Origin of the sequence: Halocola ammonii (genome assembly GCF_049334165.1) — a bacterium.
In the GTDB taxonomy this organism is placed as follows: domain Bacteria; phylum Bacteroidota; class Bacteroidia; order Flavobacteriales_D; family Sanyastnellaceae; genus JBEGHD01.
This window is the reverse complement of the sequence record NZ_JBEGHD010000002.1, coordinates 241,502-267,630: the sequence shown is the minus strand read 5'-3', so window position 1 is coordinate 267,630 and position 26,129 is coordinate 241,502. Positions and strand designations below refer to the sequence as shown.

Sequence of the window (26,129 nt, the reverse complement as noted above, 5' to 3'; positions counted from 1 at the left end):
TCCAGGACTTGCTTAAATCTTCCTTTTAGAGTTTGTCGGAAAGATTTTGCAAAAAATAATAAGCGCCCTTTTGCTTCGCAAGTCGCTATACCTCAGCCATCGCCAATTCAAAATGCGAACGACCAAACAGCGCAATCATCATAAATAATTCTTTTTCAGCCAGATGCCGGATTTAATACTAACTTTGACGCATAATTAAATATACAGTTATGAGTAACGGAACAGTAAAGTTTTTTAACAATGCCAAAGGGTTTGGATTCATTACACCTGATGATGGTAGCAAAGATGTTTTTGTACATCAGAATGGATTGACCGACAACATCAGCGAAGGCGACAAAGTTAGCTATGAAGTTGAGGAAAGCCCTAAAGGCCTGAATGCGACTAACGTAACAGTAGATTAATCTACTGCTTCTAACATATTCAAGGAGAAAGGTCTGTCAGTTCCGACAGGCCTTTTTTTGTGCCCTACTGAATTATTCCTGCGCTGCCTTAACAATCTTTATCCTTAGGAAAATCTCCCTGGATGCAGAATCTCATACTTTTCAGGTCAGAACCTTCAACCAGTTTTACTATGAAATTTCGAAAACTTTTTGTTTTGCTTCTGTTTCCATTCTTAGCTAGCGCTCAATCGGAGACTGAACCTCTCAACATTCAGAGCAGCCTCCACCTTTCGAAACACGTAGACACCACAAGTCAGGTGAATCGTCAGATTATTAAAACGCTGGACAAGTTTCTAGCCTCAAAAGATTCGGCACTTTTCGAAAATAAGTATTGGGTAAAAAGTGATTTTGAAAAATACCAGTTCCCATTTATCGATTTACACGGAATCGAATACGAAGACGAGTTTGCCGGATACTATAATGCCGACTTACTGAAGATATTAAAACTCAATGAAGACAATCAATTCATGCTGAAAATCGCGTTTGTCGGACACGACAGTTTTCAGGAAAAGTCTCACTTGAAATCGATCTACTCTTTGCTGGCAACAGTCTCGGATGACAAGGTTGTTTTCAGCAGGTCGCTCAACTACAACATCAGAAACTGGAAAATGCTTGAACGCTACCCGATCACCTACTACATTTCCCCACAGAAAGAAGCCAGTGAAAGTGAGATAGAGGCGCAGTTGACCGACATCGATTCTCTCAATTCATTCTTTGAAACGGATTCCATCGAGCTGACTTACTATTCGTGTGTCGACCCAATTGAGTTGTTACGAATCAAAGGCTTCGATTACACACCCGGAATGTATTTCGCAGAGACTGGAGGTCTGGTAGAGTTTGGAAACCACGTTTTTTCGGGAAACAACTCCGAGCGCTACACTCACGAAATCACTCACATTTACGTCAACACACTTTTCCCGCCAGTTCACACTTTGCTCAATGAGGGCATCGCAACCTACCTGGCTGGCAGCAGCGGTTACGACTATCAGTGGCACAAACAAAACCTGAGAGATTACTTGTCCGAACAGGAGGACTTCAGCTTTTTGGACCAAACTCAAGCTTTTGCGAAAAACTACGCCAATGAGCACACCTCGATTCCTTACATGACCGGAGCGCTGCTGTGCGAGTACATCATTGCCAACTACGGTAAAGAGACACTCTTCACCATGTTCAGAGGAAGGAAACCACTTTGGGAAGCCTTAAAAGAAGTCGGAGTGACGAGGGAAAACTTTGACGAAGTTCTTCTCAAAAAAGTTGAGAAATAGCTAGTCCCGCCTCTGGTAGTGACCTAAGCAAAAGGAAAGTTACGCTAAAACGCTTCCAGTCGTTTCGCATTGGCACTTCACGGAGGCAAGACATACCACCTTAGCTACAGATAATTCTGCGAGCTTAGATAAAGAGTAGTTGACAGCCTTCCTGGTCTGCTCTGCTATAGAAATCGCCAATGGTTAAAATACCATCAAGGTCATCGATAAGATCTTCTCTTTTTAGATGGAACATATCCACGGCCAACTTACAGCCCCAAAGTTTACAGCCGGAATCTGAGAGAATCTCCAGAAACTCCCCAATAGGCGGCATATCCAACTTCTCCATTTCTGACTTCATCATTCGGGTTGCCAATGCTTCCACACCCGGCAATCCACCCAACATGGTAGGCATGTGCATAGCTGGGTTACCAACTGTGGCTACACGCAAGTGCTCCAGTTTTTTCTTTTGAATGGCCTCTAGCCCGAAGAACGTGAAAAATATTTCAGACTCAATGCCTTCCATTCGAGCGCCATTGGCCATTACAAAGGCAGCATACGCATTCTCTATGGTTCCCTTAGATAATATGAAAAGCATTTTTTTTACTGTAGTACTCATCTCTTTAGTTTTTTGGGTTTAAATACAACTCTTTGGTTTCGGAATTCCGGCAATTAGCGTAGCCTTTTTGAGCGGTCCTCCAGGGAAGAGATTGTAAAACTCCTTCACATCGATTACTCCACTTTTCTTAATTCCACGAATAGACAAGGGTTCTTCTTTTTGGTATTTGTCGTGGATGAAGTCTATCACTTCCCAGTGCCTATCGGTTAAAGGAATTTCGCATTCTTGTGCGATGCCTTCTGCTACTTCCTTATCCCATTGACTAAAGTCTGTGAGGTATCCCTCTTCATTTACTTCAATTTCCTTATTTGCTATTACTTTTTTCATGACTTGAATTTTATGTTCGGTTTATTTTACTTTTTCTAAATCCTTTCCTTTCTCAGACATGGTGGCAGAAACAAATGGTATGTGCTTGCCTTTTATGAGCATATTCCAGTAAATCCATCTGAAAGCCATCTTGCCCATGTGGTTAATCCTACTCTCTTTCAGCAGGCTCAGGGGACCGACTCCAGGGAAGGGGAATGTACCTTCAACCGGTTCCTGAGTGTAATTGAAATCAATCAAAAGGGCTTTGCCATTTCCTGTTTCGATAAAGCAGTTCGCATGGCCATCAAATTCCTCTTTTAGAGGTTCACCATTTATGTAGCGAAGAATATTCTCGGTCAATATTTCGGCTTCAAAATGAGCCACAGACCCCGCCTTAGACGCTGGCAAATTTGTGGCATCGCCTATTGCGAAAATATTCTCGTGCTCTTTAGTCTGCAGCGTTGCTTTGTGTGTTGGGATATAGTTTAGATCATCTCCCATTCCAGAGCGCTCAATCAGGGCATCTCCCATGTTGGTTGGCACGGTAACGAGCAAATCGTATTCAACTTCAGTATCTGCGTAGTCTATGATTTTGTTATTCTCATAATCCACACGTTCAATATTGAAATTAGTGACTTCTTTGATATTCTTTTCTTCCAGTAAATAGTGAAGCGCCTTGGTAGCTTTCGGCTTCGTGAAGGCGCCATCAAGTGGGGTCACAAAAGTGATGTCTACCTTGTCGCGCATGCCTTTGTGTTTAAAAAAAGAGTCGGCTAAAAAGGCAAACTCCAGTGGAGCTACCGGACATTTGATGGGCATCTCGGAAATATGAACTACCATTTTACCGCCTTCCCATTCTCGCAGTTTATCCCTCAGGGCCTTTGCACCTTCATAGGTGTAGAAATCGAAAATGCTTTTACGCCACTCCGGACCATCCATGCCTTCGATTTCATCAGGAGCAATCTTGGTTCCCGTTGCGACAATCAAAATATCGTAGTCGAGATTCTTTCCACCCTCGAGAGTTACCTTATTTTCTTCAGGCACGATAAGTTCAATTTTCTCTTGTACGTATTGAACACCCTTCGGAATGAATTTTTCGCCCTTCTTCTTTACCTGACTTGTCGTGTAAATATCAAAGGGTAAAAACAAAAAACCAGGCTGATAGTAGTGTGTTTTATACTGATCTACAATCGTGATGGTCCAATCTTTTTCATCAAGTTTTGAAACCAGATGATTTGCCATCATAGTGCCGGATGTACCTGCTCCAAGTATTACTAAATTCTTCATGATCCGTTGTTTTGTACCAAAATTAGAACCATTGGGAAAGGCAAACTATGATCTGTATCAGGTCGTTACATGCGAAAAAAAATTAGTGGTCCAGGAGCGTTCAGATAGAACTTTTATCTTTCACACAGAATTACTTTAAACAAAGGCACTTGCAGCTTGAAAATAAGCTAAACGTACTTTTGGAGTCATCCCGTCTACTAAAACGAAATGAGAATGACAAAAGAGACAAAAATATCACAGGCACTTGCCCACTTAAACCCCGAATTGGTTTCGGAAATAATCGCAACCGCAGAGACCAAAGAAATCCCAAAAGACTTTGAGATACTAAGAGATGGTCAATATGTAAAAGTCATTCCCATCGTGTTAGATGGGCTGATCAAAGTCTTTACACGCCACGAGGACAAAGAGCTACTGTTGTATTACATCCGGCCTAACGAGGGCTGCATCATGTCATTTGCTGCTAGCTTAAAAAACGAACCGAGCAAGGTGTTTGCTCTGGCAGAAGAAGACACTACCGCCCTGTTGCTACCTGTCGATAAGGTTTCCAGCTGGACTAAGCAATTCCCCGACATCAACACTCTTTTCTTTCAACAGTATAATTTGCGCTACAGCGAATTGCTCGATACCATAAGCAGTCTGCTGTTTGACAAAATGGACAAGCGTTTATATGACTACCTGAAGGAAAAGGTAGATTTAACAAACAAGAATCCTTTGAAAGTATCTCATCGCCAGATTGCCAATGAGTTGGGAACTGCACGTGAAGTAATTAGTAGGGTGATGAAAAAACTGGAAAGCGAAAGCAAAATCAAACAGCACACCAACAGCATAGAAGTAGTGCAGTGGTGACTATGGTCACTGCACAAGTAATAGCCCATACATAGCTTTGACAAAAAGAATCATGAAGAACAAGGCAGTAAAATTCCTGCTCGTCTGTTTAACCTGCATTGCGCTGGTCACTGGCATCGTTCTATTGATTCAGTATTTATCAAAGTAAAATTTACGATCATGAAAAAGAATATGGGAACAGCAGACCGGGTTATCAGAGTTATAATCGCTGCAATCATTGCAACACTTTATTTTACTGGTACCTTAACCGGAACATTAGGTGTTGTGCTTTTAGTTTTGTCAGGAGTATTTGTGCTAACGAGCCTGGTAAGTTTTTGCCCGCTCTATACAATTTTTGGGATGAGAACATGCCCGATGCAAAAGGGAGAAAACTCCAGCACCTAGAAAGTTGAAACGTATTTCACATCTTCCTTAAGGAATAAAACTAAAGCCCCACCGAGGGGCTTTAGATATTTAAGTCAGAACTAGAAGGGAAAGCAGACTTCGAAGAGTGAAGTGAGTCTCCACAACCCAGCTTGTCTTCTCCTCCCGAATTCCCTTTCTTTGTTTGGAACCAAAGTCCAATTCTAAATGAGAGCAGTAATTCAAAGATCGGGGCCGGCTTCGGTAGTGATCGATGGTGAAACCAGCGGTGAAATTGACCACGGACTGGTAGTATTGGTTGGCATCGAAGACGAAGACACTAACGAGGACATCGAATGGCTGAGCAGAAAAATCTGCAGCCTCCGCATTTTCAACGATGACGAGGGTAAGATGAACCGCGACATCAAAGACGTTGGCGGTGACATTCTCGTAGTGAGCCAGTTCACGCTGCACGCCAAGTACAAAAAGGGAACCCGACCTTCATTCATCCACGCGGCCAAGCCCGATGTTGCCATTCCACTCTATGAAAAGGTGAAGTTGCAAATGGCGAAAGATCTCGGAAAGCCCGTACAAAGCGGTGAGTTTGGAGCCGACATGAAAGTGCAACTGCTCAACGATGGCCCGGTGACAATTTGGATTGATACGAAGAATAAGGAATAGGTTGATACCTGCCTATAGTTTCTCTCGACTCCGCTCGAGAAGCTGCTCTCGCGCGATGGACGGTTGTCGAGCGGAGTCGAGACAAGAAGTTAGGTAGAAACGGCCAACTTTAACTAAACCTTAAATTCACCAAAAAAATATCATGACAATCTCTGAAGCACAAAAAGCTGTTGACGACTGGATCAACGAATATGGTGTGCGCTACTTCAGCGAACTCACCAACATGGCTCAGCTTACTGAAGAAGTAGGCGAAGTCGCCAGAATAATTTCAAGAAAATACGGAGATCAGAGCAGCAAGAAAGGTGACGAAGGTGAGTTGGCAGACGAACTGGCGGATGTGCTCTGGGTGGTCATTTGCCTGGCAAATCAGACAGGCGTGGACCTAACTGAAGCACTTCAAAAAAATCTCGAGAAGAAAACCAAAAGAGATTCGGAAAGGCACAAAAACAATCCGAAGCTTTAAAACAGAAGCAATTTATTTCAGCTCCTTAGGAACTTCACACACAGGAATTGGGTTCATCTTGTGCAAATTGGCCTTGTGCAAGCGATCGTAAATTTCATACACTTCTTTTTCTCTTCCGTCAAGCTTTGATGGATCCCTGCCCTCTTCCTGAAATTTCATTGCCCACTCGAGCTCGGGATAAGACGCTCCGATTTGATCTTCATCGGTTCTGTCATCGCCCCACAGACCGTCTGTTGGTTTTGCAGAAAGAATCTCTTCAATTATTCCGAGTTCTTCAGCTAGTCCGTAAACTTCTGTTTTGGTCAAATCGGCAATCGGACTCAGGTCCACACCGCCATCGCCATATTTCGTGTAAAATCCAACACCAAAATCCTCGACCTTGTTTCCGGTGCCGGCAACGAGCTTTCCTTCGAGCCCTGCGAAATAGTAGAGAGCTGTCATTCGAAGTCGGGCTCTGGAATTCACCAGGCTCATCTCGCGATCTGATTCATTTTCAACCTCCGGCATGGCATCTACAAATCGATCAAAAACATCCGTCAGTTCTACGTTCACCGATTTCACATTTTCGAATCGACCTTTCAGCCAGCCGATGTGCTCAAAGGCTCTGCTTACCTGATCCTGATGTTGGTGGATGGGCATTTCAACACATTTGGTCTCGGCACCGGTGAGAGCGCAGAGAGTGGAAGTGAGTGCAGAATCGATTCCACCTGAAACACCCACTATGAAGCCCTTGGCTCCAGACTGCTGGAGATAATTTTTCAACCAATCTACAATGTGATCTATAACTTCTCTTTTCTTCATGAGGTCTCTGTTAGGAGATGCGGCTAATAAACAAAAAAAAGCCGGCCCTGTTTGGAGCCGGTCTTCTTTTCAAAATCTTTTAGGAATTAAAACATAATCCCGAGGTTCAACTCAAAGTAGTTATTGATCGCATCCAGGTCAGTCATGTTAGCATTCTTCAACTGCCCAGTGTTGGAGTCTACACCGTCAAAAACTGGGTTCCCCTGATCGGATTCCACCACAAAATCACCTTTTAAAATATTCAGGAGACCATTATTGAAAGTAAGCCCGGCAACAATGGAAGTGGTACCTCCGAGGTTGTACTCAATTCCTGCTCCTACGATAAATGAAAGTCTAAATAGACGAAGATCATCTTCATCCATAATATTGATGTCTTCTTCTGTGCGACCATCTCTTCTGCTGGTCACATAAAAGTCATCGTTCTCGTTTGAAGTCTCAGGATCTAACTCATACAAAAAGCCCATTTCATCGTCCGCACGACCCGAAATGTGAGCTCCGAGACCAACACCAAACTGACCCCAGTAAGTGATGTATCCAATTTCGTTGGTTCTCATTTTTAATGTGAGTGGAACCTCAATATTTTGTAGGTTGTACGTTCTGTTTCTTCGAACAACATACTTGGTATTCCCTTCTGACCAAACATCGTAAAAGCTGAGCTCGCCTCCATTGGCGCTAACATTCACACCAGTTCCGATTGCATAGTTCTCGGTGAAATGAATATCGGCAATCAACCCAAAGCCCGCTTTTAGCAGACTACCTTCAGAAGAAATGTCGTTGTTCTTGGGCTTCATCCACGAAATATTCGGGCTTAGTTTTATGCCGAATTTAAACTTCTGATAATCATCGCTCTGCCCGAAAGCCGTAGCAGTCAGGAAGATGAATAGAGCCGAAAGTGAGATAATGTTTTTCATACTTTTGCCATTTACTTTTTTAGCCTGCAGAATCATTTGCAAACTGGTCAAATCTTTGGGATTAACATCATGAAAAAACTCTTTTTTATCCATATTCCGCTGTTAGTACTACTACTGCACTCCTGCAGCGATAATCGCCTTGAAGTCGATACTTCTGACGTGGATATTGAGTATAAGAGTAAACGTTTCGATAGCGATTTGTTTACCGCAGATTTTGAAAACGCCAACTCGGAATATCAAAGGCTGAGCCAAAAGTATCCCGAGTTCTATCCGCTCTACTGTGAGTTTGTGCTCAGAGTAGGACCAGCGGATAGTCTTTCTACCTTTAAATCGCTAGAAGGTTTTACGAATGATGAATTTATGCACAACACTTATGAGGCGATTCAAAGAGTGCATACAGAAAAGCAGATAGATCAGTACGACAAACAGCTCGAAAAGGCCTTCAAACACTATGCATACTATTTCCCCGATTCGATTGTACCCACTGTGGTTTTTCACCACTCGGGATTCAATTTCGGTGTGATTTCGGCCGACTCCACTTTGGCAATTGGCCTCGAGTGGTTTTTGGGCAAAGACAATGAAGTAATTTCACAACTGCCGTTTCCGGAATATCGAAAGGCTAAAATGCGCCCGGACTATCTGGCCATAAATGCTATAAAGGATCTTGCAAACAACCTATATTTTGAAGAGACGGACGAGATGAACCTCATCGAGCAGATGATTTACTACGGCAAAATCATGTACCTCGTGGATGCCTTTGCGCCAGCTGTCGAAGACTCTCTGAAAATGAACTACACCTCTACTCAAATAAAATGGGTGGAGGCTAACGAATTCAAAGTTTGGGAGCAACTTGCCAATCAGGAAACGCTCTTCGAGGACAAGCCTTTTGAAGTACAGAAGTGGTTCTCCGATGGTCCGTTCACTGCCACTCTTCCTCACGATTCACCACCAATGGTGGGCATCTGGATGGGCTGGCAAATGGTGCGCGACTACATGAACCGCAAAGACGAGGTCACGTTAAGACAAATGCTACAAATCGAGGATCCTCAAATATTTTTGAACGAATACAACCCCAGAAAATAAATAGAACCATGAGTAAGAATATATCGGAAATAAATTTTCAGGTAGAGCTGGACGAGAACAAGGTTCCGGAAAAAATCACCTGGGAAGCCACAGACAACAATGCTAAAGACGAGTGCAAGGCGGTGATGATGTCGGTGTGGGACGAAGAATCTCAGAACACGTTGCGCATAGATCTTTGGAACAAAGAAATGACAGTGGACGAGATGAAGAAGTTTTTCCATCAAACGCTACTCACCATGGCCGACACTTTTGAGCGCGCCACAAATGAAGAAAAAATGGCTTTGATGATGCGCGACTTCTGCGACTACTTTGCCGAGAAAATGGACCTGAAAGCTCCGGGGCAGAACTAGATTTTAGTACTTTAAATCAACAGCCAGACCAACACCAAACTTCAAACTGCTGAGGTGATTGGGATGGTCATACACTTTTAACTCTACCTCTTCTGTGTAGAGGTCGGTCGTTTCCCTGGTGTATTCGAGCCCTGCATAGGTGTAAGAATAGTACACCTCAGCAAAAAGTATCCAACCCTTGTGGAAATTGTAGCCAATCATCGACCCTAAGGAGGCGGAAAAAGAGTTGCTACTGGGCCTGGAGTAGATGTATTCCACTTTCTTGAGAGTGTTTGTTCCTCTTTCTTTCAAGTGCACCAGAGCATTGGTATTATCGAAAACCATGACACCAAACAGCAGTCTCGGCTGAATTATGAGCCTTTCATTCTTTTCAACTCTGTAACTCAACCCCGCCTGAAAGCCTCGTACAGCGGCAAATTCCTGATATTCGAGACTTTGATCACGAGCAGCAGAATTGTACAAAATGTAGTAGTCATCTTTATATACTTCATTGACAGCCGCAGTGAACTTGTCCTGTAGGCGATAAGTGTTATCCGAAGTGTAGGCGAACACACTCGCGTCCAACCCCCAGTTTTCATTGAAGTAAATTGTTCCCGAAACGATTTGCCAATACAATGAGTTATCCTGAAAGCCGATCAGATTATCGGTTTCAAACCCTTTTTTGACAGGGGTAAGCGCAACATTAGCGCCAACAGAAGACCTAAGTTGAAACTCAAAAGTGTAGAGTGAGTCAGACTGACTAAAAACAGAAGAAGAAGTCAGCAAAAGCGCAAAAGTGAAGATAGGTGCAAATATTTTTTTCATACTAAATAGATTGGTTCAGTTGTGGCTTCTAGTGTGCGGCCATCCGAGAGTTCAATAATCACTTTAAACTGTTGCTCTTCATGCGAGTCAGTCGCCTCCATCAAAAACATGTCGAATTCCAGATTTCTATTTTCATAGCCAAATGTTTCAATGGCCATTCGACTCCTGTATTCCTCCACAGTGAAATAACGGAACTCCTGGCTTGATCTCACTCTGAAAAGATCCGTAATATCCGAGCCTGCCGGCAGATCTGGTCCAAACTGATTCACGCTTTGCACTCTGATTGAAGTGATCTCCTCAAGTGGCACAAACTGGTAATCGTAATCCTGATAAGGATAAATTGCCATCGCTGAAGAAATGAAATGAAAGTTCGAGCCTTCCTCTATCCTGCACGAATATTCCTGACGAATAATTCTCGCTCGAATAGCAAACGCCTCTCTGGTGATCGAATCATCGTAGTTCAATTGAGGAGCAGCCCCAGAGTTATCGAGTTCAGACAACTCCAAGGAGCAGTGCGATACTTCTATTTCACGAACAGGGCTGTCGTAACCATTATCGCATCCGATCAAAACCTCCATCATTAGTGGAAGTACCAGAATAGCTAAAGTCAGTTTTATTTTCATAAACAATTGATTAAAGTTGCTAACGAAGGTAAAAACTCAAAACTGGGATGAATTGGTGCTTGGCTGACAAACTAAATTGACCTGTGAAGCCAAAAATCAATTCTCAACTCGGATTTGATTGCAATGCATCCTTGTAGAGCGTATACCTTGACAAGCTTCCATCGTGGACTTTTCATTCTACATAAAATTCTTCTGACCGAGTTTCAATAACACGTCCGTCAGTCAAATGGATTGCAATATCAAATTGAAAGTTATTGGAATAACCCTGGGGCTCCATTAAATACAGCTGGATTTTGAGTGTGCGACCACCATCGCCTTCTACAGAAAATTCTGAAGGAAGAAGTTCTACATATTCGCTTTCTGAGTAGTAATTAAAACCCTCCCGAAATGCGAATAAATGAGTTACATCAGAACCGGCAGGCAAATCGCTACCAAACGCATCCACTGACTTCACTTCTATTTTTTCAATCTGATCCATTAAAGTGTAGTGGAACATATTCCTGTGCAAAGGCCCGAGTGCATAGGCTTTAGACAAAAAACTGAAGTTGCCTGGAAACAGCGAAGAGCAGAAGTCTGTTGATTCTTCTCTGCGCACCCACAAACTCAAACCAAAAGCCTCCTCAACAAATTCGTAATCAATGTTTACAGCATTTGCCACTTCAGGTGACGCCTCTCGGTTATCAATACCGTACACAGTCAGTCCGCAGTGAGTTAATTCCCGATAAAAGTGATTTGTATAATCCGTTTCATCATCTTCGTGACAACCTACAAGTGGTTCCAACAGAAATGGCAACAATAGAATGAAAGCAACTTTCCGGTAATTCATAGTGCTCAGTTTTAATGAAACTACATTAAGCTTGAATTCCGAAGTTAAAAGATCTTAGCGACTAAACCCAACGTTGATTTTTTCGATGTACTTCAAAATCGCATCCTTTCCCTTGTGGGCCGTGGCGCTTGTTGTAAAAACATCGGGCAGGAACTCCCAGTACTTTAGCATCTCTTTTTTGTAGGCCAGCAAATTCTTGTTGAGCTGAGCGCTCGAAAGTTTGTCGGCTTTGGTGAACACCATTACAAAAGGGATTGAGTTTTCACCCAGCCACTCCATGAACTCCAGATCTTTCTTCTGAGCCTCGTGGCGGCTGTCGAGCAACACCATCACGCACATCAGGTTTTCGCGCTTTTTGAGGTAAGTCGTGATAAATCCCTGCCAGCGATTCTTCTCTTTCTTGGGAGCCTTGGCATAACCATAACCCGGCAAGTCAACTAAAAACCACGGATCGAAATTCTCGTTGATCACAAAGTGGTTGATGAGCTGCGTTTTCCCAGGCGTTTGAGAAGTCTTAGCCAACTTGTTGTTGTTGGTCAGCATGTTGATCAGCGAGGACTTGCCCACATTGGATCGCCCAATAAATGCATACTCTGGGTACTTTGGCTCGGGACACAACTTCGGATCCGTGTTGCTAATGACAAACTCAGCTGTCTTGATTTCCATAAAAGAAAGAGGCTTTGATGTGTGTACTTAATTAATGCCTTTCTATAATCTATAAAGTCAAGTGCTTGAACTTAAGTGTTCGAGTTTGAGGCTTGCGAAGCTTTGAAAACCAAAGATTTTACTATGGTAAATGACTGTTTTCAAAACGAGCCTGCCTGCCGGTAGGCAGGCGTAACGTAAACATCGGACATTAAAGAAAAGCACTAAATGTTGCGCTCTTTCAGCCAGGCATCCAGAAGCTTATTAAACTCCTCAGGGCGCTCCATCATTGGCGCGTGGCCACATTTATCGATCCAGTAGAGATCGGAGTCCGGCAGCTTTTCGTGAAATTCTCTGGCTACATCCGGAGGCGTGATGGTGTCGTCTTTTCCCCAAATCAGGCAAACCGGCATGGTCATTTCCGGCAGGTCTTTGGCCATGTTGTGGCGAATGGCACTTTTGGCAATGGCCAAAATCCGAATCAGTCGGTTTCTGTCGTTCACCACCTCGTAACACTCGTCAACCAATTCGTCAGTTGCCAAAGCCGGATCGTAAAAAGTAACAGCCACTTTTTTGCGGATAAACTCTTTGTCCTCTCTTCTGGGAAAAGAAGCACCGAATGCATTTTCGTAAAGCCCGCTGCTTCCTGTCAGAGTCATGGAATTCACTCTATCTGGAAAATTCTTGGCAAAGACCAAAGCGATGTGACCACCGAGAGAGTTTCCTAACAGGTTCACCTTGTCGAATTTCATGTGTTTCAAAAAGTCGCGGAGAAAATCTGCAAGCTTCTTCACATTGGTCTTCAGCAGTGGCAAATCGTAAATGGGCAACATCGGAATGATGACGCGGTGAGTTTTGGAAAAATGATCCAACACTCCGTCAAAATTGCTTAGCGCTCCAAAAAGCCCGTGTAAAATCACAATCGGCTCGCCTTCACCGCGATCGATGTACTTGTACTTCCCCGATTCTTTCAATTGATGCTCCATGCCTGTTAATCGTAATTTTCTTCAAAAGTAAATAAAAATAGGTCCCTCGGTCGGGAATCAAAAACCGACCTCAAATTACACCTTCCTCCCCACTTTCTCCCACCTCTTTCAATGACACTCTCCACGAAGCTATGTTCAGAAATCATTTTCCCTATCTCCACAAAAATCCTTTAGCAGACTACTTTTCAGCCAGTTTCAAAATCTTTCTCAAGCTCCCGTCAGCAATAACGATTTCAACCACTCGTTACAAGTTTTCAACAAAGTGGTAAAAAGTGGTAGATCGTGTCAAATTGTGGTAAATAATTTCTACTTTTACCTTCAATTCGTGAACAGAATATGCTGAATCTTCTAGGAGAATACGATGTTAAGGTGGACGCAAAGGGCCGCATGATGTTCCCCGCCAAGCTTAGAAAAGCTTTGGAGGAGGTGCTTCATCATGGCCTTGTGATCAACCGCGACATTTTCCAGAAGTGCCTGGTGCTTTACCCGAAGCCCGAATGGGATAAGGTGAATGACGAGATGAGCCGCTTGAGCCGATACAACCGGAAGCACCAGCTTTTTCAGCGAAAGTTCATGAAAGGCGCTACTCTGCTCGAGCTCGATAGTGCCGGGCGAATTTTGATTCCATCCACTCTGCTAGAGTACGCGGGAATCGAAACCGGAAAGAGCAAGGAATTGAAAGTGACTGGCCAGGGCGAAAAGATCGACATCTGGAGCAAGGCCAGCTACGAAGCGGAGATCCTCGATGAGGACTTCGACTTTGGAGAACTGGCAGAAGAAGTGCGCAGAGATATTGAGAACCAAGGCGGCCCGGAAGGGTCGAATAAATAACCCCACCTCCATGAAAAATGAGGAATACCACATCCCGGTGATGATCGAGGAATGCATCGAGGGATTGGATATCCAGCCGAACGGGGTTTACGTGGATGCCACCTACGGAGGAGGCGGGCACTCCAAAGCGATCTTAAACAAATTGGGTGAAGAGGGAAAGTTGATTGCTTTCGACCAGGACAGCGATGCAGCGGAAAACGTGATTGACGACCCGCGGCTCACCTTCGTACCGCAGAATTTCAGGTTTATGAAAAACCACCTGAAAGCGATGCGACTGCTTCCGGTAGACGGAATTCTCGCAGACCTCGGCATTTCATCTCACCAGGTGGACGCCACCGAGAGGGGTTTTTCCACTCGCGGAGATGCCGAACTGGACATGCGGATGAACAGGCTCGACAGATTGACTGCAAAGGAGATTGTGAACAGCTACGAGCTCGAAGACCTGAGAAGAATTTTCAGAGAGTACGGTGAATTGAAAAACGCTCACCAGCTGGCAACACACATCACGAATGTGAGATCCGATCAGGAGATAGCAACCACAGGGCAGCTGCAAAAAGCGATTTCAAAGTTTGCCAGGAGAGGAAAGGAAAACCGCTTTTACGCACAGGTTTTTCAGGCGCTGCGAATTGAGGTCAACAAAGAGATGGAAGCGCTGGAGCAGTTTCTCAGTCAGACAACCGACATGCTAAAGCCTGGAGGAAGACTGGTGATTATGAGCTACCACTCGCTGGAAGACCGGCCAGTGAAACACCTCATGAAAACGGGAAACATCGAAGGGAAAGTTGAAAAGGATTTCTACGGAAACCTGATCAGGCCATTGAAGCCACTTCACTCAAAGCCCATCGTGCCGAGCGATGAAGAAATAGAAAGAAACCCGCGCTCACGAAGCGCCAAATTGAGAATAGCAGAGCGATTGCCATGAGCAACAAGTTTAAAAAACCAGAAAGCGAACAACCCAAAAAGCGGAAGAAAAACCGCTTTGCCAGGAGCATCACCAACTTGCTCAGCGGAGAGTTTTTGACCCGCGAGGAAGTGACTCGCCATATGCCTTTCGTGCTGTTTCTCACTTTCATTTTCATCCTCACCATTTCGTGGGGCTATTGGTTTGAGAACACTGAAAGAAAAATTGAAAAAACGCGGAGCGAACTCGAAGAACTCCGCTCAGAATACAACACCACCAAGAGCATGCTTGAAACTAAAAAGCAGCAGAGCCAGGTGGCAAAAGACATCGCTTCTATGGGACTGAAAGAAAGCACCTCGCCCCCGGAAGTAATCGAAGTAGACGAGAGCTATTTCGAAGATTGAAAAACTGACAAACACGAGTGAAAAAAAACTGAATTGAAAAACGAAAAAGACATAGCAACCCGATCCTGGATCATCTACAGCCTGCTGTGTGTGCTGGGTCTAGCCATCATGGGCAAGATCTTTAGCATTCAATTCATCAAGGACGAAAAGTGGGAGAAGAAAGCCAAAAACTTCACCTACGTGGTTAAGGACATCAACCCGTCTCGCGGTCAGATTTTTTCTGCGGACGGCAGCCTGCTCGCCACATCGGTTCCCGAATACGATGTTTACTGGGACACTCAATCTGAAGCCATTGACGAAGAGTTTTTCAAAGCCAACCTCGACTCGATGGCTCTGCGGTTTTCGCAAGTTTTTGGCGACAAATCAAAACGCGAGTACAAACGCTTTTTCGAGCAGGCTTACACCGAAGGTCATCGCTACAAGCTGATCAAGCGAAACCTCGACTACCACAAACTCAATGAGCTTCGCAACTTTCCATTCATCCGTCAGGGACGTTTCGAAAGTGGTTTCATCATCGAAAAAGAAGAAGTGCGCACAAAGCCTTTTGGCAAGCTCGCTTCAAGAACAATCGGAATCAACCGCGATGCAGGGAGTGTGGGAATTGAACTCGCCTACGACCGCGAACTCTCTGGAGTGAAAGGCCAGCGTCTTGAAGAAAAAATTGCGGGAGGAATCTGGAGACCGATGTCTGACGACTACATCGTGGAACCCAAAGAGGGAATGGACATCATCTCCTCTATCGATGTTCACCTGCAGGATGTTGCTACACACGCCCTCGAACGACAGCTCAAAAAACACGATGCAAAATGGGGAACGGTTGTTTTGATGGAAGTAGAAACTGGCTACATCAAAGCCATCTCGAACCTCACCAAAGACGATGAAACCGGAGCTTACAACGAAGTTTTCAACCTGGCCATCGCCCAGAGCAACGAGCCGGGATCAACCTTTAAGCTCATGTCGCTCATGGCAGCGCTTGACGATGGACTCATCGAACTCACCGACAGCGTGGAAACCGGAAAAGGAATTACCTACTTCCACGGAATCCCGATGAAAGACTCGAATTACGACAAAGGCGGAAACGGCAAAATCACTGTTGAAGAAGCTTTCGAACTTTCTTCAAACGTGGGAACGGCCAAGTTGATCTCAAAAGCATACGGAGCTAATCAACAGAAATTTCTGGACAAGCTTTTCAGGATGGGCGTTCACAACCCACTCGGTATTAGCATTAAAGGAGAAACCACTCCAAAAATTTACAGCAAAGCCGGGGAAGGCAACTGGTCGGGAATCAGTCTCACGCAGATGTCCATCGGTTATGAACTTCAGCAAACACCACTGCAAACACTGGCTTACTACAACGCCATTGCCAACGATGGAAAATTGGTGAAGCCGCTGTTTGTGCAGGCCATGCGCGAAAGTGGAGGTAAGATCAAAGAAGTAAAGCCCGTAGTTCTTCAGGAATCGATTTGCTCAGATGAGACGGTAGAAAAATGCCAGAAAATGCTGGAAGGAGTGGTGGAAAGCGGAACTGCTGAAAACGCTTTCAACAACAATCGCTATACCGTTGCCGGAAAAACAGGAACTGCAAAAATCAATGCTGGTGGCCAGTATCTCGACACTCGCTACCGCGCTTCTTTTGTAGGGTACTTCCCAACTGACAATCCTCGCTATTCGTGCATCGTGATGGTGAGCGAACCTAATTTGGGGATCTACTACGGAAGCTCGATTTCCGCTCCGGTCTTCAAAGATCTCGCAGACAAAATTTACGCAACGCGCTTCGACCTGGCCGAGGAAATGCCGGATTCGACCGACTACAGCAGAATTCCGGTTTCAAAAAGTGGTAGCCAGAAAGAGCTGGCCAGTGTCTTTGCAACGCTGGAAATCCCTACAGAAGTAAAAGCAAAATCCGATTGGGTGACCACCTCGACCAAAGAAGACAAGGTTGAAATCACCGACAGGACAATTCCGCAAAACCTCGTGCCAAATGTGAAAGGCATGGGCTTGCAGGACGCTTTGTTTCTGCTCGAATCGAAAGGACTCGAAGTAAAGGTAATAGGCAGTGGAACGGTCAAAAAGCAATCGATCATTCCAGGCGCAAGAGCTTCAAATTATAAAACAATAACCATCGAACTCTCATGAAAGTGCTAAAGGACATACTGTACAAAGCACGCATCACAGATGTTACCGGATCTACTGACCGCGAGGTGAGCGCTATCACGTTCGACTCAAGAGCTGTAGAAAAAGGTGGTTTGTTTGTGGCAATTCGCGGAGAAAAAGCCGATGGTCACCAATTTATCCAGAAAGCTGTCGAGCAAGGTGCAGTGGCTGTAGTTTGCGAAGAGCTACCTGCAGAACTTCCCGAACAAGTGACTTTCGTAAAGGTGAAAGATTCGCGTGAGTCTCTGGGCTACATCGCAGCTAACTTTTACGATCACCCTTCGGAAAACCTCAAGCTGGTTGGAATCACCGGAACCAACGGGAAAACAACGACCACCACTCTACTCTTCAATCTTTTCAGAGAGTTGGGCTACAGCTGCGGTTTGATTTCCACGGTAAGCAACTGGATCAACGACAAAGAAATTCCTGCAACGCACACTACTCCTGATGCGATCAGTTTCAATCAGCTACTGGCCGAAATGACGGAAGCAGGTTGCGAATACTGCTTCATGGAAGTGAGTTCGCACGCATTGGTGCAACACCGTGTGACAGGAGCGAAATTCAGTGGCGGAGTTTTCACCAACATCACACACGAGCACCTCGATTACCACAAGACTTTCAAAGAGTATATCAGAGCAAAAAAACTTCTTTTCGACAACCTGCCGGAAGATGCTTTCGCGCTGGTAAACGTGGACGACTCGCGAGGCGAAGTGATGCTGCAAAACACCAAAGCACTCAAAAGAACTTTCGGACTAAAATCGATGGCCGACTACCGCGCAAAGCTGATCGAAAATCAGTTTAGCGGACTCCACATGACACTTGGAGGCAAAGACCTTTACAGCAGATTGATTGGTGATTTCAACGCCTACAACCTGCTGGCAGTTTACGGAGTGGCTATGGAGCTGGAAGCCGATCAAATGGAAGTGCTCACAAAAATCAGCACGCTCAAAGCTGTGGACGGAAGATTCCAGTACGTCAAAACGCCAAACAACGTAACGGCTATTGTCGACTACGCACACACACCCGATGCACTAAAGAATGTGCTGAAAACCATTCAAAACATTCGCACCGGAAACGAAAAAGTGATCACGATTGTGGGATGTGGCGGAGATCGCGACACAGCCAAACGCCCGGTGATGGCAGAACTTGCCGCCCACTACTCAGATCAGGTGATCCTCACTTCGGACAACCCGAGAACGGAAGATCCACAGGCAATTATTGACGACATGAAAACCGGTCTGGATCCGGTGCAGATGAAAAAGACACTCTCGCTAACTGATCGCAGAGAAGCAATCAAGTTGGCATGCACAATGGCAACAAATGGCGACATCATTCTGATTGCCGGAAAAGGACACGAAAAGTATCAGGAAATCAACGGAGTGAAAAAAGATTTTGACGACCTCAAAATAGTGAACGAAACCCTCAAAACCCTGGAGAAGTAATGCTGTATCACCTTTTTGAATATCTCGACAATGCCTATGACTTCCCCGGAGCAGGACTGTTTCAGTACATTTCCTTCAGGGCGGCTGCAGCCATCATCACTTCGCTGATCATTTCTCTTTTGTTTGGCAAAAGGCTGATCAACTGGCTTCGCTACAAGCAAGTTGGCGAATCGGTTCGCGATCTCGGACTCGAAGGTCAAACACAAAAAGCCGGAACACCAACCATGGGTGGAATCATCATCCTGGCGAGCATTTTCATTCCAGCTCTACTTTTTGCTGATCTCACAAACATCTACGTGCAAACCATGCTAGTGGCCACAGTTTGGCTCGGTAGCATCGGCTTCATTGACGACTACATCAAGGTATTCAAAAAGAATAAGGCAGGGCTTGCTGGCAAGTTCAAGGTGATCGGTCAGGTAGGAGTTGGAATCATCATCGGGTCGATGCTCTACTTCAGTCCGGATGTAACAATGAAGCAAAAAATTGCTGACACACCTGCAACCTCTTTCTCAGAGGTGACAGCCAATCAGGATGATTCACCTACCGAAAGCGAGAATTGGGTAACGATTGAAAACAGCACCAAAACGACCATTCCTTTTGTAAAAAACAACGAGTTCGATTACGCCTGGTTGATCAGCTGGATGGGCGAAGGAGCAAAAGATTACGCGTGGCTTATTTTCATTCCGTTTGTGATTTTCATCGTGACCGCGGTGAGCAACGGAGCCAACATGACCGATGGCCTGGACGGACTGGCAACTGGAACTTCGGCCATCATCGGAGTGACACTGGCGATACTGGCCTACGTTTCGGGTAACTACATTTTTGCCGATTACCTCAACATCATGTACATCCCGAGTTCGGGCGAGCTGGTGATTTTCATCAGTGCTTTTGTCGGAGCGTGCATCGGCTTTTTGTGGTACAATTCATTTCCAGCCCAGGTTTTTATGGGAGATACTGGTAGTCTCGCGCTCGGTGGAATCATCGCAGTGTTTGCCATAGCCATTCGCAAGGAGCTTTTGATTCCCATCCTCTGCGGAATATTCCTGATTGAAAATGTGAGTGTGATGCTCCAGGTGAGCTACTTCAAATACACCAAGAAAAGATTTGGTGAAGGGAGAAGAATCTTTCAGATGGCTCCGCTGCACCACCACTACCAGAAACTGGGATACCACGAATCTAAAATCGTTTCGCGCTTTTGGATTGTGGGAGTAATGCTCGCTGTGCTAACCATTGTAACGCTCAAAATCAGATAGCAGAAAATGGAAAAGCTGGTGATTTTGGGAGCGGGAGAAAGCGGTGTGGGAGCAGCGGTACTGGCAAAGAAAAAAGGATTTGATGTTTTCGTGAGCGATCGCGGAACCATCAAGGAGAAATACAAAGAAGTTCTTTCAAATAATGAGATCCGGTGGGAAGAAGGCACCCATAGCGAAGAAGAGATTTTCGAAGCTACAGAAGTAGTAAAGAGCCCCGGGATTCCCGATGAAGCTCCACTGATTGTGAGCCTGAGAGAAAAAGGAATTCCGGTGATTTCGGAAATCGAATTTGCCGCTCGCTACACAGATGCAAAACTGATCTGCATCACGGGCAGCAACGGCAAAACCACCACCACTCACCTCGTCTACTTCATGCTGAAGAAAGGCGGATTGAACGTGGGACTGGCCGGAAACGTGGGCAAGAGTTTCGCGCTACAGGTAGAAGAAGAAAACTTCGACTACTACGTGCTCGAGCTCAGCAGCTTTCAACTTGATGGAATGATCGACTTCAGGGCCGACATCGCCATTCTGCTGAACATCACTCCCGACCACCTGGATCGCTATGGCAACAGCATGGAGCGCTACAGAGACAGCAAGTTTCGCATTACCCGAAACCAGCGACCTCAAGACGCTTTCATCTACTGGGAAGACGACCCGGTGATTGCCGAAGGACTTAAAAAGCACAAAATCGAAGCTCAGAAATACAGCTTCGGACTAAATAGAAAAACAGCCGATGCCGAATGGCAGGGCGCAAGAGTAGAAAACAACAATTTGATCATCAACATAAAAGAAACATTAACCATGTCTATTCACGATTTAGCTCTACAGGGAAAGCACAATCTCATCAATTCGATGGCCGCAGGAGTAGCCGGTAGAATTCTCGACCTCCGAAAGGAAGTAGTGCGCGACAGTCTCACACATTTCGAAAATGTGGAACACAGACTAGAGTATGTCGCCAAAGTGCACGGCATTAAGTTTATCAACGACTCTAAAGCCACAAACATCAACTCAACCTGGTATGCCCTCGAGAGCCTTGAAGACAAGGTAATCTGGATTGCCGGGGGTGTGGACAAAGGAAACGACTACACCGAGCTTTACGAGCTGGTTGACGAAAAAGTAAAGGCGTTGATCTGCCTCGGAAAAGACAACGAAAAACTACACAAAGCATTCGATGGCCGCATCGACACCATTGTGGACGTGCAGTCTGCAGAGGACGCAGTGAAAGCAGCCTACGAACTGGGCTACGATGGCGACACCGTTTTGCTTTCACCAGCTTGCGCTAGCTTCGACCTTTTTGAAAATTATGAAGACCGCGGACGCAAATTTAAATCTGCGGTGAGAAGACTGTAAAAGAAGAAAGGAATCAGATGACTGACCTCAAAAAAGCCATAAAAGGAGACCGCGTGATTTGGGCAGTGACAATAATCTTGTCATTGTTTTCGATCCTGGCGGTGTACAGCTCCATTAGCACCCTGGCAGTACAGGCTGGAGGAAACACTTTTAAGTTTCTCTTCAAGCACTCGTTGATGATCGCTGCCGGGCTGAGCGTCATGTTTCTGGTTCACAAAGTCAATGTGAAATATTTCAACAAGCTGTCGATCTTTATGATCTGGATCGCTGGCCTGCTCTTGCTCTTTACGCTGCTCTTCGGAGCAGACATCAACAATGCGAAGCGCTGGATTGAACTGCCGTTGTTGAACATGACTTTCCAAACTTCCGACTTCGCCAAGATCGCTCTAATTCTCTATGTAGCCAGGATGCTTACTGTAAAGCGAACACTGCTTCACAGTTTTAAAGATGGTGTAATTCCCGTTCTTGCTCCAGTAGTAATTATCTGCGGACTTATTCTCCCTGCCGACTTTTCAACTGCAGCAATGCTGGGAGCTATCTGTCTGCTGATGATGTTTATTGGAGGTGTTCCAGGGAAATACATTTTTGCCATTATCGGACTGGCCATCGCAGGGATTGGAGTAATTTACCTCATCGGTAAAACCGCTCCGGATGTTTTCGATCGTTTTGGAACCTGGGTGAATCGGATTGAGAGTTTCATGGATAAGGATGCCGAAGGAAACTATCAGGTGGAATACGCACAAGTGGCAATTCACGAAGGCGGAGTTTTCCCCAACGGACCGGGATCGGGCTCTTCGAGAAACTTTTTGCCTCACCCCTACTCAGACATGATTTTCGCTTTCGTTATCGAGGAGTACGGATCTGTTTTTGGCGGACTCGGCCTCATTTTGCTCTACCTCATCTTGTTGTTTAGATCGATAAAAACAGCCACACGCTGCCCAAAACATTTTGGAGGATTGATGGTACTCGGGCTCAGTCTGATGCTCGTCATCCAGGCGATGATCAACATGGCCGTAGCAGTGAACCTCTTCCCCACTACCGGGCAGCCACTACCGCTAGTCAGTATGGGAGGAACCTCGATCGTTTTCACCTGCCTGGCCATAGGCATGGTTTTGAGCGCAAGCAGAATGGTTTACAACCCCGAAGAGTTTGACGAAAAAAGCACAGGCAACAAACAGAAGAATCCGGTGAAGAAAAACACCGATAAAACCGAGGAGGAGGAATATGCAGTCGCCTAGATTCATCATTAGCGGTGGAGGAACCGGTGGCCATATTTTTCCGGCCATTGCCATTGCCGACACTTTAAAAGAAAAAGTACCTGGTTGTGAGATCCTTTTTGTCGGTGCCCAGGGTCGCATGGAAATGGAAAAAGTACCTCAGGCCGGCTACGAAATTGAAGGCTTATGGATTAGCGGACTTCAAAGAAGGCTGACAGCCAAAAACCTGAGCTTTCCTTTCAAGGTGATTTCGAGCTTGCTAAAAGCCAGAAAGATCGTCAAGAAATTCAAACCTGATGTCGCCATCGGAGTTGGAGGCTACGCCAGCGGACCGCTTTTGAGAGTGGCTGCAGGCAGAAAAGTAAAATCGCTCATTCAGGAGCAAAACTCTTTCCCGGGAATCACCAACAAACTGCTGGCAGGCAAGGTGGATAAAATCTGCGTGGCCTACGAAGGCATGGAACGCTGGTTTCCGAAGTCAAAAATTGTCATCACCGGAAATCCCGTTCGTCAGAAAGTAGTGGACCTGAAAGGCAAGGGTGGTAAAGCCGTTCAGCATTTTGGTTTTGATAACAGTAAGCCCATTGTACTGGTAATTGGCGGAAGCCTCGGAGCGAGATCGATCAATTTGGGAATTGAAAACAGCCTAAAAAAGCTCGCTGAATCAGGCGTTCAGGTGCTGTGGCAAACAGGAAAACTATTTATCGAAAGAGCTGAAAAGGCAGTTGCCGAACACGGACTGGAAAAGGTGGTCAAACCCATGGCTTTTATAACAGAAATGGATTTGGCCTATGCCGCAGCTGACACCATCGTTTCTCGTGCCGGAGCCATCAGCATTTCCGAATTGAGCCTGGTGGGAAAACCGACAATTCTGGTGCCTTCGCCCAACGTGGCAGAAGACCACCAAACAAAAAACGCAAAAGCCCTGGTCGACACTGACGCTGCTGAGATGGTTAAAGACATTGACGCTCCAAACACTCTCGGAGATGAAATCCTAAAAATTGCAGGAGACGACTCGCGCAAAAAAGTGCTGAGCGAAAACATTTTGAAACACGGAAAAGCAAATGCCGCTGATCGCATAGCTGACGAAATTTTAAAACTGATCGAAAAGTGAAACTGAAAGAAGTGGACATATTCTACTTTCTCGGAATTGGCGGCATCGGCATGAGCGCCCTGGCCCGCTATTTTCACCTTCGCGGTGCTCGTGTTGCCGGTTACGATCGCACAGAAAGTCCACTGGTTTCTGAACTCATTTCAGAAGGAATTGAGGTAAACTTTGAAGACAGCACCAGCGCCATTCCGGAATGGGTGACTAACGCAGACATGGGCAAAACAATGATTGTCTACACTCCTGCCATTCCTCAAAAGAACATTCAGCTCAATTACTTACGAGACAATGGATTTGAGTTGAAAAAACGATCTACGGTACTGGGACTCATCACCGAAAAAAATTACACGATAGCTGTAGGTGGAACACACGGTAAAACCACCGTCACCTCGATGCTAGCACATATTTTTCATTCATCTGGACATGGGTGTGGTGCATTCCTCGGAGGGATCGCTGCGAACTACAACAGCAATCTAATCTATTCGGAAAATCCGACTAAAATCATTGTCGAAGCCGATGAGTACGATCGTTCGTTTCTCACGCTTTCGCCAAACGTAGCAGTGATTACCTCCATGGATGCCGACCACCTCGATATTTACGGAGAAGAAAAATCCATGGTGGACTCTTTCTTCGATTTTGCCAAGAAAATCGTCAGTGGCGGAAAGCTCTTCCTCAAAAAAGCACTTCCTCAGCCAGAACTGAAAAACGTTTCCATCGACAACTACTCAATTATTCAGGATGCCGACTACTCTGCCAAAAACATTCGAGTAACCAACGGCAATTATCGCTTTGACCTCTCTGGACCATCAATAGAATGGACAAATCTGGAAGTCGGTTTGCCCGGAAGACACAACGTAGAAAATGCAGTGGCGGCAATTGCTGTAGCCCACTACGAAGGAATTGACGAAGAAAAAATAAAAGAAGCCATTGCCACTTTCAAAGGCGCCAGAAGAAGATTCGAGTATCAGATCAAAACTGACAATCTCGTTTTCATAGACGACTACGCACATCACCCCAGAGAGCTCGAAGCCTGTATTGGTTCGGTGAGAGAAATGCACCCTGAAAAGCGCATCACTGGCGTGTTTCAGCCACACCTCTTCAGCCGCACCAGAGACTTTGCCGATGGCTTTGCCAGAGCACTCGAAAAGCTGGATGAAATCATCCTTTTGGACATCTACCCTGCCAGGGAAGAGCCCATCGAAGGCGTGGATTCACAATGGCTTATGGATAAAATTCAAAACACACCAAAAAAGTGCGTTCAAAAAATTGAGTTATTGGATGAATTAAAGCAACGTGCGCCCGAAGTGCTGTTAACACTGGGAGCCGGGGACATAGATCGCCTCGTGCTACCGATCAAAAACATGCTCTTGGAAGAAAACGACAAAGTTGCCGGATAGAAAAATGAAAAAAGCGCTTCACATATCGATTTGGGTTTTGGTGCTTGGAGGCCTCATCACGCTCTTGAGCTTTGCTGACAAGGAGCGCGCGGCTACTACTTGCTGGAAATTTGAAGTGGACATCGAGCGTGAAAACGATTTTTATTTCATCGATGACGATGCAGTAAAAACAGCCATTTACAACCTTGGAGACAGCATCGTGGGAACTCCGGTGAGCGACCTGAACGTGACTCGCATTCGGCAGGAGGTGAAAAAGATTCCTGCAGTGAAAGAAGTAAACGTAGTGAAGTCGGTGGATGGACGACTAACAGTTGAAGTTTTTCAGCGCACGCCTATCGCCCGACTGCTCAACAAAGACGGAAGCAGCTTTTACCTCGACAACGAAGGTAGAGCCATGCCGCTCTCTAAGAAATACACTGCCAGGGTTCCAGTGCTCTATGGCAACATTATGGAATCGGCTGCAAACATTTCGGTGAGAGAAATTCAAAAAGACGAGATCAAAGCTTCGAAGTATTTGATGGACGATCTTTTTGATGTGGTGAAAGCACTTGAAGCTGACCCTTTTTGGAAGGCCCAAATCGAGTCAATCTACGTGAACAGCGACAGGGAAATTGAGCTATTGCCTCGTGTTGGAAATCATCGAATCATTTTTGGCGACAGCCAGAATATTGACAAGAAACTGAAAAAGCTCATGGCATTTTACAAGGAAACTGTGCATGCCGTGGACCTAAATAAATACAAAACGATCAATCTAAAATATCGCGACCAGGTAGTCTGTCAAAAGTACTACTGATCGAAACTGAGCAATAAAAACG

At 45.4% G+C, this 26,129-nt stretch carries 29 protein-coding genes; 19 read left to right on the top strand and 10 right to left on the bottom strand.

Going from position 1 to position 26,129, the window contains the following annotated elements; genetic code table 11:
- The first annotated feature begins 209 nt into the window (after positions 1–209).
- Both ABHV44_RS03395 and ABHV44_RS03390 read left to right on the top strand, forming a co-directional pair.
- On the top strand, positions 210–401 hold the full coding sequence (locus tag ABHV44_RS03395; RefSeq protein ID WP_459073242.1) for a cold-shock protein: 192 nt from the start codon (positions 210–212) through the stop codon (positions 399–401).
- A 170-nt stretch (positions 402–571) separates the two neighbouring features.
- Positions 572–1,705 (top strand): hypothetical protein, encoded by a 1,134-nt coding sequence (locus ABHV44_RS03390; RefSeq protein WP_459073241.1) that lies wholly within the window; start codon positions 572–574, stop codon positions 1,703–1,705.
- A 124-nt stretch (positions 1,706–1,829) separates the two neighbouring features.
- On the opposite strand, the gene ABHV44_RS03385 is transcribed toward ABHV44_RS03390, so the two are convergent.
- Genes ABHV44_RS03385 through sqr form a run of 3 tightly spaced genes read right to left on the bottom strand, consistent with a single transcriptional unit; the run spans position 1,830 to position 3,896 of the window.
- Entirely contained in the window at positions 1,830–2,303 is a 474-nt protein-coding gene (locus ABHV44_RS03385) for a DsrE/DsrF/DrsH-like family protein (protein WP_459073240.1), read from the bottom strand.
- Between the two features lie 18 nt (positions 2,304–2,321).
- Positions 2,322–2,630 carry a TusE/DsrC/DsvC family sulfur relay protein gene (locus tag ABHV44_RS03380; protein WP_459073239.1) on the bottom strand — a complete coding sequence of 103 codons (309 nt, stop codon included), beginning with the start codon at positions 2,628–2,630 and terminating at the stop codon, positions 2,322–2,324.
- A 21-nt stretch (positions 2,631–2,651) separates the two neighbouring features.
- On the bottom strand, positions 2,652–3,896 hold the full coding sequence (gene sqr, locus ABHV44_RS03375) for a type III sulfide quinone reductase, selenoprotein subtype (protein ID WP_459073238.1): 1,245 nt from the start codon (positions 3,894–3,896) through the stop codon (positions 2,652–2,654).
- Positions 3,897–4,109: 213 nt separating this feature from the next.
- Between sqr and ABHV44_RS03370 the strand changes: the two genes are divergently transcribed.
- The 4 genes from ABHV44_RS03370 (at position 4,110) to ABHV44_RS03355 (ending at position 6,228) form a co-directional block, all read left to right on the top strand.
- Positions 4,110–4,742 carry a Crp/Fnr family transcriptional regulator gene (locus ABHV44_RS03370; protein WP_459073237.1) on the top strand — a complete coding sequence of 211 codons (633 nt, stop codon included), beginning with the start codon at positions 4,110–4,112 and terminating at the stop codon, positions 4,740–4,742.
- 159 nt (positions 4,743–4,901) lie between these two features.
- Positions 4,902–5,126, top strand: coding sequence for a YgaP family membrane protein (locus ABHV44_RS03365; RefSeq protein WP_459073236.1), 225 nt, complete (start codon positions 4,902–4,904; stop codon positions 5,124–5,126).
- A 186-nt stretch (positions 5,127–5,312) separates the two neighbouring features.
- Positions 5,313–5,765: a D-aminoacyl-tRNA deacylase gene (gene dtd / locus ABHV44_RS03360; protein ID WP_459073235.1), complete on the top strand. Its 453-nt coding sequence runs from the start codon at positions 5,313–5,315 to the stop codon at positions 5,763–5,765.
- 142 nt (positions 5,766–5,907) lie between these two features.
- A complete protein-coding gene (locus ABHV44_RS03355; RefSeq protein ID WP_459073234.1) occupies positions 5,908–6,228 on the top strand; it encodes a nucleotide pyrophosphohydrolase in 321 nt (106 codons plus the stop codon).
- A gap of 12 nt (positions 6,229–6,240) precedes the next feature.
- Here the strand turns inward: ABHV44_RS03355 and nadE are convergent, their stop codons facing one another.
- Together nadE and ABHV44_RS03345 are read right to left on the bottom strand one after the other, a co-directional pair.
- Positions 6,241–7,029, bottom strand: coding sequence for an NAD(+) synthase (gene nadE / locus ABHV44_RS03350; RefSeq protein WP_459073233.1), 789 nt, complete (start codon positions 7,027–7,029; stop codon positions 6,241–6,243).
- An 86-nt stretch (positions 7,030–7,115) separates the two neighbouring features.
- The gene (locus ABHV44_RS03345) at positions 7,116–7,940 is read right to left on the bottom strand and encodes a porin family protein (RefSeq protein ID WP_459073232.1); all 825 of its coding nucleotides are present in this window, start codon (positions 7,938–7,940) and stop codon (positions 7,116–7,118) included.
- A 69-nt stretch (positions 7,941–8,009) separates the two neighbouring features.
- Between ABHV44_RS03345 and gldB the strand changes: the two genes are divergently transcribed.
- Both gldB and gldC read left to right on the top strand, forming a co-directional pair.
- Complete coding sequence (gene gldB / locus ABHV44_RS03340) at positions 8,010–9,023, top strand: gliding motility lipoprotein GldB (protein WP_459073231.1); 1,014 nt, start codon at positions 8,010–8,012, stop codon at positions 9,021–9,023.
- Positions 9,024–9,031: 8 nt separating this feature from the next.
- Positions 9,032–9,373 (top strand): gliding motility protein GldC, encoded by a 342-nt coding sequence (gene gldC / locus ABHV44_RS03335; protein ID WP_459073230.1) that lies wholly within the window; start codon positions 9,032–9,034, stop codon positions 9,371–9,373.
- A 3-nt stretch (positions 9,374–9,376) separates the two neighbouring features.
- Here the strand turns inward: gldC and ABHV44_RS03330 are convergent, their stop codons facing one another.
- The 5 genes from ABHV44_RS03330 to ABHV44_RS03310 form a co-directional block, all read right to left on the bottom strand.
- On the bottom strand, positions 9,377–10,177 hold the full coding sequence (locus ABHV44_RS03330) for a hypothetical protein (protein WP_459073229.1): 801 nt from the start codon (positions 10,175–10,177) through the stop codon (positions 9,377–9,379).
- Positions 10,174–10,800 carry a DUF5034 domain-containing protein gene (locus ABHV44_RS03325; protein WP_459073228.1) on the bottom strand — a complete coding sequence of 209 codons (627 nt, stop codon included), beginning with the start codon at positions 10,798–10,800 and terminating at the stop codon, positions 10,174–10,176. The genes ABHV44_RS03330 and ABHV44_RS03325 overlap by 4 nt, the downstream gene beginning before the upstream one ends.
- Before the next feature lie 172 nt (positions 10,801–10,972).
- Positions 10,973–11,626: a DUF5034 domain-containing protein gene (locus ABHV44_RS03320; protein ID WP_459073227.1), complete on the bottom strand. Its 654-nt coding sequence runs from the start codon at positions 11,624–11,626 to the stop codon at positions 10,973–10,975.
- 54 nt (positions 11,627–11,680) lie between these two features.
- A complete protein-coding gene (gene yihA / locus ABHV44_RS03315; RefSeq protein WP_459073226.1) occupies positions 11,681–12,292 on the bottom strand; it encodes a ribosome biogenesis GTP-binding protein YihA/YsxC in 612 nt (203 codons plus the stop codon).
- A 203-nt stretch (positions 12,293–12,495) separates the two neighbouring features.
- Positions 12,496–13,257, bottom strand: coding sequence for an alpha/beta fold hydrolase (locus ABHV44_RS03310; protein ID WP_459073225.1), 762 nt, complete (start codon positions 13,255–13,257; stop codon positions 12,496–12,498).
- Positions 13,258–13,593: 336 nt separating this feature from the next.
- Here ABHV44_RS03310 and mraZ point away from each other — a divergent pair, with 336 nt between their 5' ends.
- The 11 genes from mraZ to ABHV44_RS03255 are packed head-to-tail and all read left to right on the top strand — an operon-like array spanning position 13,594 to position 26,107.
- The gene (gene mraZ, locus ABHV44_RS03305; RefSeq protein WP_459073224.1) at positions 13,594–14,088 is read left to right on the top strand and encodes a division/cell wall cluster transcriptional repressor MraZ; all 495 of its coding nucleotides are present in this window, start codon (positions 13,594–13,596) and stop codon (positions 14,086–14,088) included.
- A 10-nt stretch (positions 14,089–14,098) separates the two neighbouring features.
- Positions 14,099–15,010, top strand: coding sequence for a 16S rRNA (cytosine(1402)-N(4))-methyltransferase RsmH (rsmH, locus tag ABHV44_RS03300; protein ID WP_459073223.1), 912 nt, complete (start codon positions 14,099–14,101; stop codon positions 15,008–15,010).
- Positions 15,007–15,393 carry an FtsL-like putative cell division protein gene (locus ABHV44_RS03295; protein WP_459073222.1) on the top strand — a complete coding sequence of 129 codons (387 nt, stop codon included), beginning with the start codon at positions 15,007–15,009 and terminating at the stop codon, positions 15,391–15,393. The genes rsmH and ABHV44_RS03295 overlap by 4 nt, the downstream gene beginning before the upstream one ends.
- Before the next feature lie 33 nt (positions 15,394–15,426).
- Complete coding sequence (locus tag ABHV44_RS03290; protein ID WP_459073221.1) at positions 15,427–17,529, top strand: penicillin-binding protein; 2,103 nt, start codon at positions 15,427–15,429, stop codon at positions 17,527–17,529.
- A complete protein-coding gene (locus tag ABHV44_RS03285) occupies positions 17,526–18,989 on the top strand; it encodes a UDP-N-acetylmuramoyl-L-alanyl-D-glutamate--2,6-diaminopimelate ligase (protein WP_459073220.1) in 1,464 nt (487 codons plus the stop codon). Before ABHV44_RS03290 ends, ABHV44_RS03285 begins: the two co-directional genes overlap by 4 nt.
- A complete protein-coding gene (gene mraY, locus ABHV44_RS03280) occupies positions 18,989–20,242 on the top strand; it encodes a phospho-N-acetylmuramoyl-pentapeptide-transferase (RefSeq protein ID WP_459073219.1) in 1,254 nt (417 codons plus the stop codon). Before ABHV44_RS03285 ends, mraY begins: the two co-directional genes overlap by 1 nt.
- A gap of 6 nt (positions 20,243–20,248) precedes the next feature.
- On the top strand, positions 20,249–21,592 hold the full coding sequence (gene murD / locus ABHV44_RS03275; protein ID WP_459073218.1) for a UDP-N-acetylmuramoyl-L-alanine--D-glutamate ligase: 1,344 nt from the start codon (positions 20,249–20,251) through the stop codon (positions 21,590–21,592).
- A gap of 17 nt (positions 21,593–21,609) precedes the next feature.
- A complete protein-coding gene (locus tag ABHV44_RS03270) occupies positions 21,610–22,830 on the top strand; it encodes an FtsW/RodA/SpoVE family cell cycle protein (protein WP_459073217.1) in 1,221 nt (406 codons plus the stop codon).
- The gene (gene murG / locus ABHV44_RS03265) at positions 22,817–23,923 is read left to right on the top strand and encodes an undecaprenyldiphospho-muramoylpentapeptide beta-N-acetylglucosaminyltransferase (RefSeq protein ID WP_459073216.1); all 1,107 of its coding nucleotides are present in this window, start codon (positions 22,817–22,819) and stop codon (positions 23,921–23,923) included. The genes ABHV44_RS03270 and murG overlap by 14 nt, the downstream gene beginning before the upstream one ends.
- Positions 23,920–25,314: a UDP-N-acetylmuramate--L-alanine ligase gene (gene murC / locus ABHV44_RS03260; protein WP_459073215.1), complete on the top strand. Its 1,395-nt coding sequence runs from the start codon at positions 23,920–23,922 to the stop codon at positions 25,312–25,314. Before murG ends, murC begins: the two co-directional genes overlap by 4 nt.
- Positions 25,315–25,318: 4 nt before the next feature.
- On the top strand, positions 25,319–26,107 hold the full coding sequence (locus tag ABHV44_RS03255; RefSeq protein ID WP_459073214.1) for a cell division protein FtsQ/DivIB: 789 nt from the start codon (positions 25,319–25,321) through the stop codon (positions 26,105–26,107).
- The last annotated feature ends 22 nt before the right edge of the window (positions 26,108–26,129 follow it).